This is a genomic window from Streptomyces sp. NPDC001231, from assembly GCF_042896885.1.
In the GTDB taxonomy this organism is placed as follows: domain Bacteria; phylum Actinomycetota; class Actinomycetes; order Streptomycetales; family Streptomycetaceae; genus Streptomyces.
Window position 1 is genome coordinate 97408 of the sequence record NZ_JBIAXS010000017.1, and the last position, 16931, is coordinate 114338.

13 protein-coding genes and 1 pseudogene are annotated in these 16931 nt (G+C 72.2%); 7 read left to right on the top strand and 7 right to left on the bottom strand.

The genetic code is table 11. The features are described from left to right. The first annotated feature begins 325 nt into the window (after positions 1-325). On the top strand, positions 326-1537 hold the full coding sequence (locus tag ACFY3J_RS21610) for an FAD-dependent oxidoreductase (RefSeq protein WP_390841510.1): 1212 nt from the start codon (positions 326-328) through the stop codon (positions 1535-1537). Positions 1538-1651: 114 nt separating this feature from the next. Here ACFY3J_RS21610 and ACFY3J_RS21615 read toward each other — a convergent pair whose 3' ends face one another. Beyond that, complete coding sequence (locus ACFY3J_RS21615) at positions 1652-2803, bottom strand: S1 family peptidase (RefSeq protein ID WP_384181957.1); 1152 nt, start codon at positions 2801-2803, stop codon at positions 1652-1654. 218 nt (positions 2804-3021) lie between these two features. Between ACFY3J_RS21615 and ACFY3J_RS21620 the strand changes: the two genes are divergently transcribed. The 3 genes from ACFY3J_RS21620 (at position 3022) to ACFY3J_RS21630 (ending at position 7618) form a co-directional block, all read left to right on the top strand. Further along, on the top strand, positions 3022-3591 hold the full coding sequence (locus ACFY3J_RS21620) for a TetR/AcrR family transcriptional regulator (RefSeq protein WP_384181954.1): 570 nt from the start codon (positions 3022-3024) through the stop codon (positions 3589-3591). A gap of 924 nt (positions 3592-4515) precedes the next feature. Then, positions 4516-4773, top strand: a complete 258-nt coding sequence (locus ACFY3J_RS21625; RefSeq protein WP_384181951.1) for a hypothetical protein — start codon at positions 4516-4518, stop codon at positions 4771-4773. A 55-nt stretch (positions 4774-4828) separates the two neighbouring features. Further along, positions 4829-7618, top strand: coding sequence for a SpoIIE family protein phosphatase (locus ACFY3J_RS21630; RefSeq protein WP_384181949.1), 2790 nt, complete (start codon positions 4829-4831; stop codon positions 7616-7618). A 129-nt stretch (positions 7619-7747) separates the two neighbouring features. On the opposite strand, the gene ACFY3J_RS21635 is transcribed toward ACFY3J_RS21630, so the two are convergent. Genes ACFY3J_RS21635 through mdlC form a run of 3 tightly spaced genes read right to left on the bottom strand, consistent with a single transcriptional unit; the run spans position 7748 to position 12108 of the window. Then, the gene (locus ACFY3J_RS21635) at positions 7748-8998 is read right to left on the bottom strand and encodes an MFS transporter (protein ID WP_384181946.1); all 1251 of its coding nucleotides are present in this window, start codon (positions 8996-8998) and stop codon (positions 7748-7750) included. 44 nt (positions 8999-9042) lie between these two features. Next, positions 9043-10497: a benzaldehyde dehydrogenase gene (locus ACFY3J_RS21640; protein WP_384181943.1), complete on the bottom strand. Its 1455-nt coding sequence runs from the start codon at positions 10495-10497 to the stop codon at positions 9043-9045. A 30-nt stretch (positions 10498-10527) separates the two neighbouring features. Next, positions 10528-12108, bottom strand: a complete 1581-nt coding sequence (mdlC, locus tag ACFY3J_RS21645) for a benzoylformate decarboxylase (RefSeq protein WP_384181940.1) — start codon at positions 12106-12108, stop codon at positions 10528-10530. Positions 12109-12202: 94 nt separating this feature from the next. Here mdlC and ACFY3J_RS21650 point away from each other — a divergent pair, with 94 nt between their 5' ends. The 3 genes from ACFY3J_RS21650 to ACFY3J_RS21660 all read left to right on the top strand — a co-directional run bounded on the left by ACFY3J_RS21650 (position 12203) and on the right by ACFY3J_RS21660 (position 15382). Continuing rightward, entirely contained in the window at positions 12203-13138 is a 936-nt protein-coding gene (locus ACFY3J_RS21650; RefSeq protein ID WP_390841511.1) for a LysR family transcriptional regulator, read from the top strand. A gap of 199 nt (positions 13139-13337) precedes the next feature. Further along, positions 13338-15017 carry a cytochrome c oxidase subunit I gene (gene ctaD / locus ACFY3J_RS21655; protein WP_384181935.1) on the top strand — a complete coding sequence of 560 codons (1680 nt, stop codon included), beginning with the start codon at positions 13338-13340 and terminating at the stop codon, positions 15015-15017. Beyond that, positions 15014-15382, top strand: coding sequence for a cytochrome C oxidase subunit I (locus ACFY3J_RS21660; RefSeq protein ID WP_390841512.1), 369 nt, complete (start codon positions 15014-15016; stop codon positions 15380-15382). Before ctaD ends, ACFY3J_RS21660 begins: the two co-directional genes overlap by 4 nt. A 117-nt stretch (positions 15383-15499) precedes the next feature. Here the strand turns inward: ACFY3J_RS21660 and ACFY3J_RS21665 are convergent, their stop codons facing one another. The 3 genes and pseudogenes from ACFY3J_RS21665 to ACFY3J_RS21675 all read right to left on the bottom strand — a co-directional run. Beyond that, on the bottom strand, positions 15500-15694 hold the full coding sequence (locus ACFY3J_RS21665) for an antitoxin (RefSeq protein ID WP_225079508.1): 195 nt from the start codon (positions 15692-15694) through the stop codon (positions 15500-15502). Between the two features lie 106 nt (positions 15695-15800). Next, positions 15801-16229: a hypothetical protein gene (locus ACFY3J_RS21670; RefSeq protein ID WP_384181927.1), complete on the bottom strand. Its 429-nt coding sequence runs from the start codon at positions 16227-16229 to the stop codon at positions 15801-15803. 283 nt (positions 16230-16512) lie between these two features. Then, positions 16513-16728: pseudogene (locus tag ACFY3J_RS21675) on the bottom strand (MFS transporter); the annotation flags it as partial. Positions 16729-16931: the final 203 nt, after the last annotated feature.

Sequence of the window (16931 nt, forward strand, 5' to 3'; positions counted from 1 at the left end):
CTCCCGTCCTCCGCCGCGAGGACGGGAGCCGGGTGTTCGTTCTCCATCTCATCGAGGCCCGCGCGGTGCGGCCGGTAAAGGCTTCGACCAATTTTTGGCAACGTGCCCCCATATCGCATTCCGGCACCGGTCGATGGGTAACACTGAGCGGCGGAGGGGGGAGACGCGCGGCGGTGCTCTGCCGGCGCGCACATCCCGGAGTGTCACGCCGGCCTTGGGGAAGGCGGCGAGGGGACCAGCGGGGGGATGCATGACGCAGTCGCTTCCAGGGCAGCGGCCTGCCCACGGGGGAGCGCAGCGGGGGCGCCGAGCGCTTCCGGTCGTAGTGGTCGGGGCGGGGCCCTACGGGCTGTCGGTCGCCGCGCACCTGCGCGGAGCGGGGGTCCCGGTGCGGGTCTTCGGAGAGACCATGGGCAGTTGGCGACATGCCATGGCGACCGGGATGTTCCTGAAGTCGACGCCGGACGCCGTCGATCTGTCCGCACCGGAGCCGGGCGGGCGGCTGGCGGACTTCCTCCAGGTGCACGGTGAGCCGGAGCTGACCGAACTGACGCCCATCCCGTGCGAGGTGTTCGTACGCTACGGACAGTGGTTCCAGAAGCAGTACGTCGGTGAGGTGGAGCCGGCCCGGGTGGCGGCCGTCGACCTGGCCGCGTCCGGTTCGGGGTTCGCCGTACGACTGGACGACGGGCAGGAACTCGCCGCCGCTGCCGTGGTCGTGGCCACCGGCCTGAACGGACTGGCCCACATACCCGGCGAGTTGCGTGGCCTCGTGCCCGAAGGCCCGGGGCCCGACGCGCCGGTGTCGCACACCAGCCAGCACACCGACCTGTCCCGGTACGCCGGCCGCCGGGTCGCCGTGGTCGGCGGGGGCCAGTCCGCCCTGGAGAGCGCCGCACTGCTCCACGAGTCCGGTGCGCGGGCGCAGGTGCTGGTCCGGGAGAGCGGCGTGCTGTGGGGGAATGCCCCGGAGCAGGCGCGGTCCTGGGTGCGGCGGATCGGCAGGCCCGCCTCGCCCCTGGGCACGGGCTGGATCCTGGCCGCGGTCTGCCGGGCCCCCGGCGCGGTACGGCGTCTGCCGGCCGCGGCCCGGCTGCTGCTGTTCCGGCGCGCGTTGCGGCCGTCGGGCGGCTGGTGGCTGCGGGACCGGGTCGAGGGCGTGGTGCCGGTGCGCACCTCGCGCCGGGTCGTACGGGCCGAGACCGCCGGGTCCGTCGTACGGCTGGACGTCGTTGGGCCGGGCGGCGTGGCGGAGGTGCTCGACGCCGACCACGTGCTGGCCGCCACCGGCTACCGTCTGGACCTGGACGCCGTTCCGTTCCTGTCGTCGGCGGTGCGCCGTGCGCTCAGGCAGGTGCCGGGTTCGAGGGCGCCACGGCTGAGCCCGGGGTTCGAATCGTCGGTGCCGGGTCTGTACTTCACCGGATCGCTGGCCGCCCCGATGTTCGGGCCGATGATGCGCTTCGTCGCCGGCACCGGGTACGCCGCGGCGCGGGTCGCGCGGGACAGGGTTCGCCGGGTGGCCGACGCCGGATGACCGCGCGCGCCGTCCATTGACCACGTCCGCCGTCCCCAGACTGCGCGTGGCCCGCCGCCTCGCCGCAAAGGGGGTTCCGGCCGGGCCCGGCCGGAACCCCCTCGCCAGTGCGGGTCAGGCGGTGTGCAGGGTCAGCCCGTAGCGGTTGAGGATCTCGTTGACCGGCTGGAACCAGGTCTCCCCGCCGCCGGAGCAGTTGCCCCAGCCTCCGGAGGTGACGCCCTGGGCCTGGTCACCGCTGATGAACGAGCCGCCGGAGTCGCCCGGTTCGGCGCACACGCTGGTCTTCGTCAGCTGGTGCACGGCGCCCTGGCTGTAGTTGACCGTCTCGTTGAGCGCCAGCACGGTGCCGCAGTGCCAGTGCGTCGTCGAGCCGGAGCGGCAGACCGAGGCGCCTACGGGTGCCACGGCGGAGCCGCGCACCAGCTGGTCCGGGACGGTGCCCCAGCCGAGGACCACCGGTACCGTCCACCAGCCGCTGCCGACGCTGACCCAGGCGTAGTCGTTGTCGGGGAACGAGGACCCCTGGAAGGTGCCGATGTACGAGCCGTCCCAGCCGCTCACCCCGGCGCCCGGCTGGCCGCAGTGTCCGGCGGTGACGAAGCCGCCGTACACCGAGAAGCCGATGGAGCAGCGGACGTTGCCGGTGTAGTAGGGGTCGCCGCCGACCGTGCCCGCCGCGAAGGTCTGCGGCGGTGCGGAGACCGTGCGGACGGTGACGGGGCCGGCCGCGCGGGCCTGGGAGAGGAAGCGTTGGACATCGTTGTCGGAGCGCGCGGCACGGACGACGTCCACGACCACGGTGTTGGCCTTCGGGTCCACCCGCCAGCCGCTCACGCCCTGGGGTGCCGACGTGCTGTCGAGGCGGGCCTTGGCCGTGTCCAGCTGCCGTGCGCTGTGCTGGACGGTGCGGACCGTGGCGCCGGTGGTCCGGACGGCGCGCAGGGTCGAGTCGGAGGCGCCGGAGGTGACGGCCACGGTGAGCCGGCCGGTCTCGTCGTCGAACCACGAGCCGCCGTAGGCGGATCCCGCGGCCGCGCGGGCCTTCGGTTCCGCTGCCGTGGCGGTGCGCTCCGCCGCCAGCCGCGCCTCGGCCTGCTGTGCGGAGAGTCCCAGGTCCCGCTGCATCGCCTGGAGCAGGCCGGGGGAGGTGGTGGGTGCGGCGGCGGGGGTCGCCGCACCGGCCGGCGAGGTGCCCGCCACGGCCCAGCTGCCGAGCAGTACGAGTGCGGCCACGGCCACGTGGTGGAGTCTGGTGCGTCTCACAGGGGTGCCCTTCGTCGTTCCAGCGAGGTGGGGGTGGAACAACCGCGACCTGAGAGCGCTCTCAACCGGGTCGGGGAGCAGCCTAGCGGCACTGTGTGATCAGGTCCATGCCAATGATGGGATTCGCGCCTGGCCCGCCCGTCCTCCCGTTTGCCTAATGGGCTTAGGCAGATATTCAATGGCTTCAGGTTCTTGGAGGCTCGGGTGGGAGGAGCGGCATGGCGCGTGCGGGGTTGACCACGGAACGCCTGGTCAGGGCGGGGGCGGAGCTGGCGGACGAGGTCGGCTTCGAGCACGTGACCGTCTCGGCCCTCGCCCGGCGGTTCGACGTCAAGGCCGCGAGCCTGTACTCGCACCTGAAGAACTCCCAGGACCTCAAGACGCGGATCGCCCTGCTCGCCCTGGAGGAACTCGCGGACCGGGCCGCCGACGCGCTGGCCGGGCGGGCCGGCAAGGACGCCCTCGCCGCCTTCGCGAACGTCTACCGCGACTACGCCCGGGAGCATCCCGGCCGCTACGCGGCGGCGCGGCTCCGGCTGGACCCGGAGACCGCCGCCGTGAGCGCCGGTGGCAGGCACGCGCAGATGACCCGCGCGATCCTGCGCGGCTACGACCTGGCCGAGCCGGACGAGACCCACGCCGTCCGGCTCCTGGGCAGCGTCTTCCACGGCTACGTCAGCCTGGAACTGGCCGGCGGCTTCGCCCACAGCGCCCCGGCCCCGCAGGAAACCTGGACCTGGATCCTCGACCGCCTCGACACGATGCTGCGCACCTGGCCGCCGAGGTGAGCGCCCCCGCCGCGACGCGCGTGGACGGCACGCGCCCGGCGGCGAGACGCACGGCTGCGTCCCACGCACGCCTGCGGCACGTGTCTGCCTGAGGGCCGCGCATGTATGGGGCGCGTCCGCGTCGGTTGTGCGAGGTCGCGGGTGGTGCCCAGCTGATGCCCGCGTCGCCTGTCCGGTCCTGGAGCCGGGGCGCGGGCGGGTGGTGCGCGTTTGACGGGCGGACCGTACACGCCTGAGGACCGCGCATGACTGTGGCGCCTCTGCGTCGGTTGTGTGAGGTCGCGGCTCGATGCCCGCGTCGCCTGCCCGGGCCGGTCCTGGAGCCGGGGCGCGGGCGGGTGGTGCGCGTTCGGCGGCGGGGCGGGCGCGCTTGGGGCTCCCGCATGCCTGTGCGCCTCCACGTTGGTTGTCCGGGGATGTGGCTCGTGTGGGGGCGGCGGGCCGTGATGGCTGCCCGGGTTGTGCGGTGCGGTGAGTCGGCCTGTCCGTGCACGCCGGCGGCGCCTCCACGTCGGCTGCGGGTTGTCCCGGCCTGGTCGCCTTCAGGACTATGGCTTCCGCAGGCCGCGTGCGGGTGGCTGCCGCGCGGGTGCAGCGGTGTGTCAGCCCGCTCCCGTACGGCTGCGGCCCGCGCATGCCGATGCGCCTGCACGCTGCCGTGCTGCACGCGACGGTGCCGACTGTCCGGTCATGGAGTCCACGTGGGCCCGTGCGGATGAACGCGGGTCTGGTGGCTGCCGTGCCTGCGGTCGTGCGTGGTGCGGTGAGTCCGCGCGTCTGCGCGTCCAGGTGCCGCGCGGCGGTCTGCCCTGTGCGTGACACCGCGTTCGGTGCTCGCCCGCGATGACCCGAGTGCGGCCCCGCTGAGCCGGCGCTCCGGCCTCCGCACCGGCCCCTGCCCCGGCCGCCTCCTCGCCGTCGCCGATGGGTCCGCTGCCAGTCGACGTCGGCCGCGCGGCCGGTGCCGTCCACGGCGACCGGCCGCCCAGCCGGTCGGCAACGGAGCGCGGCCGCTACGCTCCGTTGCCGCTCGCGGACGTCCCGCACCCCGGTGCCGAGATCCACCGTCGCGTCGGCGACCGCCTCGCCGAATTCGTCTTCGGTGTCGTGGACAGCGCTTTCACCCGCCGCAACGCCTGGAGTTCGGGGTTCCCCGCACGGTTCGCGCGGGGCTCCCGCTGAACGATCAATCGTGGAAGTCGTGACGATGAGGGAGGGCGGATGTTACAAATGCCGGATGGCCGACCGTTTTACCCGTCTTCGACGCATATCGCTGCGCTCGCTGCTGGGAAAGAGCCCGCGAAGCGTCGCCGGACAGGTGTTCGTTCTGCAGGTGGCGCTGGTGGCGCTGCTTGTGGCTTTCGCCGTCTTCTCCCTCGTCCTTCAGTCGCAGCGGGACGTCAACGACGAGGCCAAACGCCGTTCCGTGGCGGTGGCGCAGACCTTCGCGCACTCCCCGGGCGTTGTGAGCGCACTGCGGACGCCCGGCCCGTCGAAGGTGCTCCAGCCCCTCACGGAGGCGGCGCGCAGGTCCGCGGGGGTCGACTTCATCGTCGTCATGGACACGAACGGCATCCGCTACACCCACCCCCTGCCGGACCGCATCGGCCACCGTTTCGTCGGCGCCATCGAGCCGTCGCTGGCCGGCAAGGTCTACACCGAGAGCGTCCACGGGCCGCTCGGCGACGAGGTACAGGCCACCGTTCCCATCAGGGACGGCGACCACGTGGTGGCGCTGGTCTCCGCCGGGCTCCAGGTCAAGCACGTGACCAGCCAGGTGTACCGGCAGATCCCGATCATCCTGGGCGCCGGGGCGGCGGCGCTGGGCCTGGCCACCGGCGTGACGGCGCTGGTCGGCAGGCGGCTGCGGCGGCAGACCCACAGCCTCGCCCCGGACGAGATGACCCGCATGTACGACCACCACGACGCGGTGCTGCACTCCGTACGCGAAGGAGTGCTCATCATCGGTGACGACGGGCGGCTGCTGCTGGCGAACGACGAGGCCAAGCGGCTGCTGGAGCTGCCGTCGGACGCCGAGGGCAGGCAGGTGGCGCAGTTCCCGACGCTGGAACCCGAAACGGTCGAACTGCTCACCTCGGGCCGCATGGCCACCGACGAGGTGCACCTCGCCGGATCCCGGCTGCTGGCGGTCAACCAGCGGCCCACGCACAGCGACGGAGCCGGGCGGCGAACGGTGGTGACACTCCGCGACTCCACCGAACTCCAGGCCATCTCCGGCCGGGCCCAGGTCGCCCGGGAGCGGCTCGAACTGCTCTACGACGCCGGCCTCGGCATCGGCACCACCCTCGACGTGTCCCGCACCGCCGACGAACTCGCCCAGGTCGCCGTCCCCCGCTTCGCCGACTACGTCTCCGTGGACCTCGCCGAGGGCGTACTGCGGGGCGAGGAGCCCGCCGGCACCGCGACGGGCCTGCGCCGCATCGCCGTACGCGGTGTCCAGGACGACGCGCCGCTCTACGAGAAGGGCCGGCTGATCGACTTCCTGCCGTCCACGCCCCAGGCCCGCAGCTACGACTCCGGCCACGTGGAACTGGTGACGGACCTGTCGTCGGCGTACGGCTGGCAGGCGCAGGATCCGGAGCGCACCGAGGCGATCGTCGACCACGGCATCCACTCGCTGATCTCGGCCCCGATCCAGGCCCGCGGTGTCGTGCTGGGCATGGCCAACTTCTGGCGCCGCAAGGAGCGCGGCCCGTTCGACGAGGAGGAGCTGTCCCTGGCCGAGGAGCTGGTGGCCCGGGCCGCGGTCAGCATCGACAACGCCCGCCGCTACGCCCGCGAGCACGCGCTCGCGGTCACCCTCCAGCGCAGCCTGCTGCCACGGGCCCTGCCCGAGCTGAGCGCGCTGGAGGTCGGCTACCGCTATCTGCCCGCCCAGTCGGGTGTGAGCGGTGACTGGTTCGACGTGATCCCGCTGCCCGGCGGACGGGTCGCCCTGGTCGTCGGGGACGTGGTCGGACACGGCCTGCACGCCGCCGCCACCATGGGACGGCTGCGGACCGCGGTGCACAACTTCTCCACGCTCGACCTGCCCCCCGACGAGCTGCTGAGCCACCTGGACGACCTCGTCGGCCGCATCGACCAGGACGAGGCCTCCACCGGTGCCGCCGCGGCCGTCGTCGGAGCCACCTGCCTGTACGCGATCTACGATCCCGTGACGCGTCGCTGCGCCATGGCGCGCGCCGGTCATCTCGCGCCCGCGCTGGTCAGCCCGGACGGCAGCGTCACCTTCCCGGATCTGCCGCACGGGCCGCCGCTCGGCCTGGGCGGCATGCCGTTCCGGACGGCCGAGCTGGAGCTCCCCGAAGGCACCCAGCTCGCCCTGTACACCGACGGTCTCATCGAGGACCGCCGGCGAGACCTGGATGTCGGCATGGAACTGCTGCGCCAGGCTCTCGCGGGCCACCCCGACCGCTCGCCGGAGCAGAGCTGCCAGGCGGTGCTGGACGCGCTGCTGCCCGCGCGTCCCAAGGACGACGTCGCCCTGCTGATCGCCCGGACCCGGGCACTGCCGTGCGACCGGGTCGCCGAGTGGGACGTGCCGCCCGACCCGGCCGCAGTCGCCCGGGTCCGCGTCGCGGCCGCCCGCACACTCGACGAGTGGGGCCTGTCCGAGCTCGGCTTCAGCATGGAACTCGTGCTGAGCGAACTCGTCACCAACGCCATCCGCTATGGCGGCGAGCCGATCCACGTCCGGCTGATCCGCGACCGCACGCTGATCTGCGAGGTCTCCGACGGCACCAGCACCTCGCCCCACCTGCGCTACGCCGCGACGACCGAGGAGGGCGGCCGCGGTCTGTTCCTGGTGTCGCAGATGACCGAGCACTGGGGCACCCGCTACTCCCCGCACGGAAAGGTGATCTGGGCGGAATTCGCCCTGCCCGACGGTGGCGAGAACCCGGGGACGACCGTGTCCGGGACGATCGCGTCCCCCGCCGACGGCTGGCCCACCGTCCCGCGGACACCGGTGCTCCCCGGTCAGCCGACGGGCGACCGGGCCGGATGACAGGTGATCCCCGCCCAGGCGCGCGGCGCAACGCGCACAGGTGCGGTCGATCGGTCGGTCTCGAAGCGGTGACGGCGCGGGACCGCCCGGTGGGCGGTCCCGCGCCGTCGCAAAGGGTGAACGGACGCGTCAGGCGGTGACCCCGGCGGCCTCCGGCTGCGGAGCGTGCCGCGGCAGCGTCAGCACGGCCAGGAAGCCGAGGACCGCGACCGCGGCGAAGAAGTAGAAGCCCCACGGGTGGCCGATGCCGGAGGCCACCAGGGCCCCGGTGATCGTCGGGCCGACGATCGAGCCGATCCGGCCGATGCCGGAGGCCGAGCCGAGGGCGGTCCCGCGCACCGCGGCCGGGTAGAAGTGCGTCACGTAGGCGTAGACGAGCACCATGGCGGAGAAGACGAACACGCCGGTGAGGAAGACGACGACGTTGAGCAGGAGGTCGCTGTTCATCTTGATGCTCAGGCAGCCGAGCATGACCACGGACACCGCGAACCAGCCGAGGATGGTCCCCTTGATGCCCCGCCGGTCGGCCACGAAGCCGCCGACGATCAGGCCGACGACACCGCCGACGTTGAGCACCAGGAGCTGGGTGACGGCCGTGGGGACGGGGTAGCCGGCGTCGTTCATCAGCTTGGGCAGCCAGGTGTTCAGGCCGTAGACCAGCAGCAGCCCCATGAACGAGGCGACCCAGATGCCGATGCCCGCGCGCAGGTAGGCCGGCTTGAGCAGCTCGGTGAACGGGACCCGCTGCGCCCCGGTCGCCTGCTTGGCCCGTATGAAGGCCTCCGACTCCGGCAGCCGGAACCACTGGATGCCGGCGACGACGAGACCGGCCACACCGAGGACGTAGAACAGGATCTGCCAGTTGTCGGTCACCTGGAGGGCCAGCAGGGAGGTGATCACGGCACCGGTGTGGTAGCCGGTCATGGTCAGGGTGCTGGCCCGGGCACGCCGGCTGGCGGGCATGTGCTCGGCCATCATCGTGAGCGACACCGGCATGCAGGCGCCGAGGCCCAGACCGGCGATGAGCCGGAGGACGGCGAACATCGTCACGGAGCCGGCCAGCGGCACCACGATGGTGAACACCGAGAACACCACCACCGACGCGATGAGCAGCAGGCGGCGCCCCAGCCGGTCGGCCAGCGGGCCGACGCAGACGGCGCCGATGGCGACGCCGACGAGCGACAGCGTCGCGATCATGGTGGCGTCGCCCGCGGTCATGCCGAGGTGACGGGTCTTGAGCAGGGTCGGGATGATGGCGCCGAGGACGACGAGGTCGTAGCCCTCCAGCATGACGGTGATCCAGCACAGGACCACGGTCCAGGTGCCGCGCCCGGCGGTGCCGGACTGCACGGTCGTCTGGGACGAGACGGCGGATGTCATCAGGACGTTCCCCCCTGGGGACGGGAGCGGACGGGCTGGCGGGGTCAGAACGGGTAGTCGGCGATGTCGGGCCGGACGGTGACCCACTGGGTCTCGGTGAAGGCCTCGACGTTGGCGGCGGCGCCCCCGAACCGGGACCCGGTGCCGGAGGCCTTGACCCCGCCGAAGGGGGCGTTGGGCTCGTCGCTGACGGTCTGCTCGTTGATGTGGACCTTGCCGGAGTCGATCCGGTCGGCGAGCTTCATCGCCGTCCCCACGTCGCCGAGGATCCCCACGGACAGCCCGTACTCGCAGTCGTTGACGATCCGCGCGGCCTCCTCCAGCGTCGAGAAGCCGATGACGGGCGCGACCGGCCCGAAGATCTCCTCGCGCCAGGCCGGCATGTCGGTCGTCAGACCGCTCAGCACGGTGGCCCGGTAGCCCGCGCCGACGATCTCGCCCCCCGCGGCGAGGGTCGCCCCCGCGGCGACGCTGTCGGTGACGATGCCGTGGACCCGTTCGAGCTGGCGCCGGTCGATGATCGGGCCGAGCGCGACGTCCTCGCGGGCCGGATCGCCGACCGGCAGGGCCGCGGCCTTCGCGGCGAGCGCCGCGGTGTACTCCTCCAGCAGCGACTCGTGCACGATGTGGCGGCCGGTCGTCATGCAGATCTGGCCCTGGTGCAGATAGGAGCCGAAGGCGCCGGCCGAGGCCGCCTTCGGCACGTCCGCCCCGGGCAGCACGACCAGCGCGTTGTTCCCGCCCAGCTCCAGGTGGGCCCGCTTGAGCAGGCGTCCGGCCTGCTCGCCGATCGCCCGCCCGACCGGAGTCGAGCCGGTGAAGGAGACCACCCGGACCTCGGGCGCCTCGACGACGGCCCGGCCGACCGAGCCGTCGCCCGGCAGCAGGTGCAGCACCCCGGCCGGCAGGCCCGCCTCCTCGAAGACGCGCGCGATGACGACACCACCGCTCACTGCGGTGCGCGGGTCCGGCTTGAGCAGCACCGCGTTGCCCAGGGCGAGCGCCGGCGCCACCGAGCGCAGGCCCAGGACGAGCGGGAAGTTGAAGGGCGCGATGACACTGACGACACCGGCCGGGCGGCGGCGGGAGAGGGACCAGCGGGCCTCCTCGGAGGTGAGGACCTCGCCCTGCGGGTACGTCGGCAGGCCCGCGCACTCGAAGCACTCGCCCGCGGCGAGCTGCGCCTCGAAGGCCGCCTTGGCCCGTACGGACCCGGCCTCGCGCACCAGCCAGTCCTCGATCTCGGCGGCGTGCTCGGCCAGCAGCTCGCCCGCCCGGCGCAGTACGGCGGCCCGCCGCTGCGGGGAGGTCGCCGCCCAGTCGCGCTGCGCCTCGGCCGCGCGGGCGGACGCACGCCGTACGTCCTCGGCGGTGGCCAGGCCCGCCGTCGCGAGCTGTTCGCCGGTCGCGGGTTCGACGACCGGCTGCTCGCCGGAGGCGTCCCTCCAGCCGTCGCTGAAGAACTTCTTGGCCCAGACGTCGCTGTCCAGGAGTGCCATCGCGTTTCCTCTCTTCTTCACAGGGGCGGATCAGGACGGGGTGGTGAGCGCGGTGTCCACCTGGAGCAGTCGCGGGTGGTCCGGGCGCTCGGCGAGGGCGGCCCGCAGCTCCTCGGCGTCCCCGACGTGCCGGGCCCGGACGCCGTATCCCTCGGCGATGCGGGTGAAGTCCAGGCCGGGGATGTCCAGGCCGGGGGCGTCCGGCACGCCCAGCAGGCCGCCGAACCAGCGCAGTGCCCCGTACGTGCCGTTGCGCAGCAGTACGACGGTCAGCGGGAGTCGGTGCTGGGCGGCCGTCCACAGGGCGGTGATGCCGTAGTTGGCCGAGCCGTCCCCGATGACGCCGACCACCGGCCGGCCCGGCTGCCCCATGGCGACCCCGACCGCGCCGGGCAGCCCGAACCCGAGTCCGCCGGCCGCCGGGAAGTAGTAGGAGCCGGGCCGGCGCAGGTCCATCTGGCGCCACCAGGAGGCGTTCGTCGACGTCGACTCGACCACGTAGGCGGTGTCCTCGGGCAGTTCGTCGCGCAGCGCGGCGAAGACCTGCTCGGGGTGCAGCCGGGAGCCGTCGCCCGTGGGCGGCTCGGGCGCGGGCCGGAAGGCGCCTGCCGGTGTCTCGCGGCCGTCGAGGAGCTTCAGGAGCAGGCCGATGACCGCTCCGGGGTCGGCGACCAGCGCCTCGCCCATCGGAGCCCGCGCGGCGGCGGAGGCGTCCTCGGTCACCTGGATCAGCCGGGTGCCCTCGGGCAGGTACCGGCCGGGGAGGTGCTCGTGGTAGCGGAACACCGGCGCGCCGAGCACCAGGACCAGGTCGTGGCCCTCGAACGCCTCGCTGACCGGCGCGATCCCGGCGGGCAGTACCCCGCGGAAGAGGGGGTGCCGGTTGGGGAAGGGCAGCCGGAACTGCGAGGGGGCCGCCCACACCGGGCCGCCCAGGCGCTCGGCCAGCCGGACGGCGTCGTCGAACAGGCCGGCCGAGTCGATGTCCCCGCCCAGCACGAGCGCGGGCCGCCGGGCGGAGGCGACCTGCTCGGCCAGCCGGCGGCCCTGCTCGCAGTCGGGGACGGAGGCGCGGCCGACCCGCCGGTCGAGGACCGCCAGGGCGTTGTCGTCGGCGTCGGCCGCCCAGTCGTCGTAGGGGACGGACAGATACGTCGGGCGCCGCTGGAGCTGCGCCTCGAAGACGGCCTGCGCGAGGGCGCGCGGCACGTCCTGGGCGCACGCCGGCTCGGCCGCCCAGCCGACCAGCGGCCTCATCAGCGCCGGGGCGTCCACGTTGGACAGGTTGGCCTCCGGACCGACGGCGGAGCGCACCTGCTGGCCGGCGACGATCACGAGCGGGGTGCGGGAGGCCACGGCGTTCGTCAGCGCGCCCATCGCGTTCCCGGAGCCGGACGCCGCGTGCAGATTGACCAGGACGGGCCGGCCGGTCGCCTGCGCGTACCCGTCGGCCATGCCGACGACGGCACCCTCGTGCAGGCCCAGGACGTAGCGGAAGCCGGCGGGGAGTTCGGCGAGGAAGGGCAGCTCGTTGGAGCCGGGGTTGCCGAACACGGTGGTGAGGCCCTGGCGCTCCAGGAACTCGTGGGAGAGGCGGCGTACGGAAGGCACAGACGTTCCTTTCGGAGTGACGCACGCCACGCTAGGCAAGCTCCGACATGAGCACCAATAAATCTTTTACCTTCCCGATATAGACTGCTTCGATATGAGGACCTTCGACCTCAACCTCGCCCGCGTCTTCGTGCTGCTGTACGAGACCGGCAGCGTCACGGTCACCGCCGACACGCTCCACGTCACCCAGCCCACCGTCAGCTACAGCCTGGGCAAGCTGCGCCGGCACTTCGGCGACGAGCTGTTCCGGCGCACCGGACGCGGACTGACGCCGACCGCCGGAGCCCGCCGGCTGTACGAGCCGTTGCAGCGCGCGCTGGCCGACATCGACAGCACGCTCCGCCAGGCCGACGTCTTCGATCCCGGGACCATGTGCGGGCGGTTCACCCTGGCCCTGTCCGACCTGGGCGAGGTGACCCTGCTGCCGCGTCTGCTGGCCGCGACCCGCGAACGGGCGCCCGGGGTGTCCTTCACCGTGCGGCCGCTGGACGTCGACGAGGCGGAGCACCAGCTGCGCCGCGGCGACCTCGACGCGTTCGTGGCCACCCCGGTGCTGACCTCCCACCGGACCGTGCGGATCCCGCTCTTCCACGAGCGCTACGTCGGCATGGTCGCCGCCGACCACCCGCGTGTGCGGGGCGAGTCGGTCACCCTGGCCGAGCTCGCGGCCGAATCCCACGCCACCGTCTTCGGCCCCAGCGGGCACGTCGTCCCGCGCGCCGTGCTCGCCGCGCACGGGCTGCTGGACCGGGTGGTGGTGGACGCCACCCGCTTCTCGATGCTGCCCTACCTGCTGGAGCAGACCGACCTGATCGCCATCGTCCCCGAGTACGTCGGCGAGGTCTTCGCCTCCTCCCATCAACTGCGCATGGTCCGGCTCCCGTTCGATACCGAGCCGATCGAGGTGGCGCTGTACGCCCGGCACGAGTCCTCGCGCAGCCCCTCCCAGCGGTGGCTGGTGCAGTTCATGTCCGAGGTCCTGGGGGAGCGGGTGAGCCCGGCCCAGCTGCCCCCGTCCGCCGCCCCGTAGGCCGCGCCGGCGCACCGTGCCCGCCATCGGCGTGAGGCGCGTAGGCCAACCGGGTGCAATACGCCGGGCGTTACTCCGTCTTGGCGACGGCCGCGGCCGGTTTCGGCGGCGCGAGGCGGAAGGATGGAACCGGGCCCTGCGGTTCACCGCGTGGACCTTCGCGTACCCATCTCCTGAGAGAAAGCGTGTCACGGGCCGCATGACAGACGTCCAGCACACCACGCGGGAAACCGCCGCTCCCCGTCGTCGACTGCGGCCCGGTGCCGTGGTGGTGAACTGGGTGACGACGACCGATCACAAGACGATCGGTTCGCTGTATCTGATCACTTCCTTCATGTTCTTCCTGATCGGCGGCATCATGGCGCTGCTGATGCGCGCCGAGCTGGCCCGGCCGGGCCTGCAACTGCTCTCGAACGAGCAGTTCAACCAGATGTTCACGATGCACGGCACGGTCATGCTGCTGATGTTCGCGACGCCGCTGTTCGCCGGGTTCACGAACTGGATCATGCCGCTTCAGATCGGCGCCCCGGACGTGGCCTTCCCGCGGCTGAACATGTTCGCCTACTGGCTGTACCTGTTCGGCTCGCTGATCGCGGTGGCCGGCTTCCTCACCCCGCAGGGCGCCGCCGACTTCGGCTGGTTCGCCTACGCCCCGCTGAACGACGTCATCCACACGCCGGGCCTGGGCGGGGACCTGTGGATCCTCGGCCTGGGCATGTCCGGCTTCGGCACCATCCTCGGCTCGGTCAACTTCATCACCACGATCGTCTGCATGCGCGCCCCGGGCATGACGATGTTCCGCATGCCGATCTTCACCTGGAACGTGCTGCTCACCAGCGTCCTGGTGCTGCTGGCCTTCCCGGTCCTGGCGGCCGCGCTGCTCAGCCTGGAGGTGGACCGCAAGTGGGGTGCCCACGTCTTCGAGGCGGCCAACGGCGGTTCGCTGCTGTGGCAGCACCTGTTCTGGTTCTTCGGGCACCCCGAGGTGTACATCATCGCGCTGCCGTTCTTCGGCATCGTCAGTGAGATCATCCCGGTCTTCTCCCGCAAGCCGATCTTCGGCTACATGGGCCTGGTCGGCGCGACGATCTCGATCGCGGGCCTGTCGGTGACGGTGTGGGCGCACCACATGTTCGTCACCGGTGGTGTGCTGCTGCCGTTCTTCGCCTTCATGACCTTCCTGATCGCGGTCCCGACCGGTGTGAAGTTCTTCAACTGGGTCGGCACCATGTGGAAAGGTTCGTTGTCGTTCGAGACGCCGATGCTGTGGTCGACCGGCTTCCTGGTCACCTTCCTCTTCGGTGGTCTGACCGGTGTCATCCTGGCCTCGCCGCCACTGGACTTCGAGGTCTCCGACAGCTACTTCGTGGTGGCGCACTTCCACTACGTCGTCTTCGGCACCGTGGTGTTCGCGATGTTCGCCGGCTTCCACTTCTGGTGGCCGAAGTTCACCGGCAAGATGCTCGACGAGCGCCTGGGCAAGATCACATTCTGGACGTTGTTCGTCGGCTTCCACACCACGTTCCTGGTGCAGCACTGGCTGGGCGCGGAGGGCATGCCGCGCCGGTACGCCGACTATCTCGCCGCCGATGGCTTCACGACGCTCAACGAGATCTCCAGCATCGGGTCGTTCCTGCTGGGTCTGTCGATGCTGCCGTTCTTCTACAACATCTGGAAGACGGCCAAGTACGGCGAGAAGGTCGAGACCGACGACCCGTGGGGCTACGGCCGCTCCCTGGAGTGGGCGACCTCCTGCCCGCCGCCGCGGCACAACTTCGTCACCCTGCCCGTGATCCGCAGCGAGTCCCCGGCCTTCGACGTGCACCACCCGGAGGTCTCGGTCACGGACAAGCGGGAGAACCTGGGCCTGCCCGGATGACCGACGCGGCGAAACGCCCGGACGGGCAGCCGGCCGGGCCCGCCGGACTGGTCGAGCAGGTCGAGGGCTATCTGCTGTGGCAGGCCCGCGTCGCCGAGGCCGAGCAGCGTGCCCGCGCCTTCACCGAGCCCATGCAGTGGCTGACCACGGCGCAGCGCGAGGAGATCGAGGAGCACTACGTCTCCGACTGCCTGCTGCGGGCCCGGACGGACCTCCAGCGGATCACCGAACGGTGCCGGGCTCTGCGCGGCGAGTACGAGGAGCGCTACCGCCAGTTGCGGGCGCGGTGCTTCGCGTTCGTCCTCACCGTCCTCGCGGTGTTCGCCGGGGCGGCGGTCCTGGCCCTGGCCCTCACGCGGCCGTGAGAGCCCGGATCCGTCCCGTCCGGCCTGCGCCGAACCGACTCGGGCCGCCCTCCTCGCGGGGGCGGCCCGAACTCGTTGCACCGGCCCACCGGGCCGGCGGTCGTGCTCACGGGAGCGTCACTGCGGCGGCTGGTCCTGGCCCGGGTCCGGCCGGCCGAGCTGCTCCTTGAGCTTGTCCTGACCGGTGTCGACCTGGCTCCGGTACTTTCCCTGGGTCCGCTCGTCGGCGTAGTCACCGGCTTTGTCGATGCCCTTGCCGGCCTGCTCCTCGTGACCTTTCAGCAGTCCCTTGAGCTTGTCCAGCATGCTCATCGCATACTCCTTAACGCCGTGGTTCCTCCCAGGATGGCCGACGGCGACAGGGACTGCATCCGCAACCGGAAGGGCGGGGATCACCTGCCAAGACCCCGGTTCTCGGTCAGCGTGCGCACAGGTTCTCGGCAGGTGGCACGCCGTCGAGCAGCCGGCGGCCGTCCCGCTCGGTGATGTGCCAGGCCGTGCACACGGAGTCGCCCTGCGCGGAGCGCAGCAGCAGGAAGTCGTGGCCGCCGCGGTGCTCCACCCGGGCCTGCAACGGGGAGACGTGCTCTCCCAGCCGGTCCAGGTAGTCGGCGGCGTAGTCGTCGGAGACGGTGTCCTCGTCGAACAAGGTCTGGAAGCCGTCCGCGTCCCGGTCGGCGGCGGCCTTCTGGACCCTGTCGGCCAGCACGGCCACGCTCGGCGCGCCGGGCGGGGCTTCCGTCGCGATCGAATAGCACACAAAGCCCAGCCAGGTGCCCAGACCGACGATCAGCGCGATCACCGCGAGACGCGACTTGCTCGAACGCTTCGGGCGTCCTTCCGGCACTGCTCTTCCTCCCGACATGCCTGTGTAGGGGACCACTCTCCCATGGCGTACGACCCTGGTGAGCACGAGGCCCTAGGATCCGGACGTGTTCCGGGCGGCTTGGTACAGGCTGCCTGCGTGGTGGTGAGCAGTTCGCGCCGCTCCCGCGCGGAGCCCACCAACGGCCGGGAGCCGCTGAGCGGCACCTGGGCGCTCTCCGGCAGGAACCTCACGGTCAGGAGGCCGATCACGCCGAGGGGGCCGGCGAGCAGGAACGGGACCCGCCAGCCCCAGGAGATCAGCTGGCGCCCGGGGAGGCGCCGGGGAAGAAGACCTTCCCGATGGTGGCGGCGAGACAGCTGTGGACGCCGAAGTCGAACCACTCCATGCAGTTGCCGAGGGCGGAGGCACCGACCGCACGCCTGAGCAGCGCGGGCTCGACGATCTGCACGGCCTCCTCGCGCAGGGCGCACTGGTTGCGGCGCAGCCTGCGGGTCGGCTCCTGGCGGACCTGCCGCGGCGGCCTCCCGCGGCCCGGGCGGGCCGGAGGAACCGGCCTGCCCGTCGGGTGTCACGTTCACCGCCGCGTCACCTTGCCCTTTTGTGCATATATACGAGGTATCAGAATTCTGCGGAGAATCGGCTCCGGGTGCGTGTTGGAGCGGCTGCCCCGAACGGCGTTCTTCACGCTTGCGGCCACCGGCCGCCGACCGCCGGCCACCG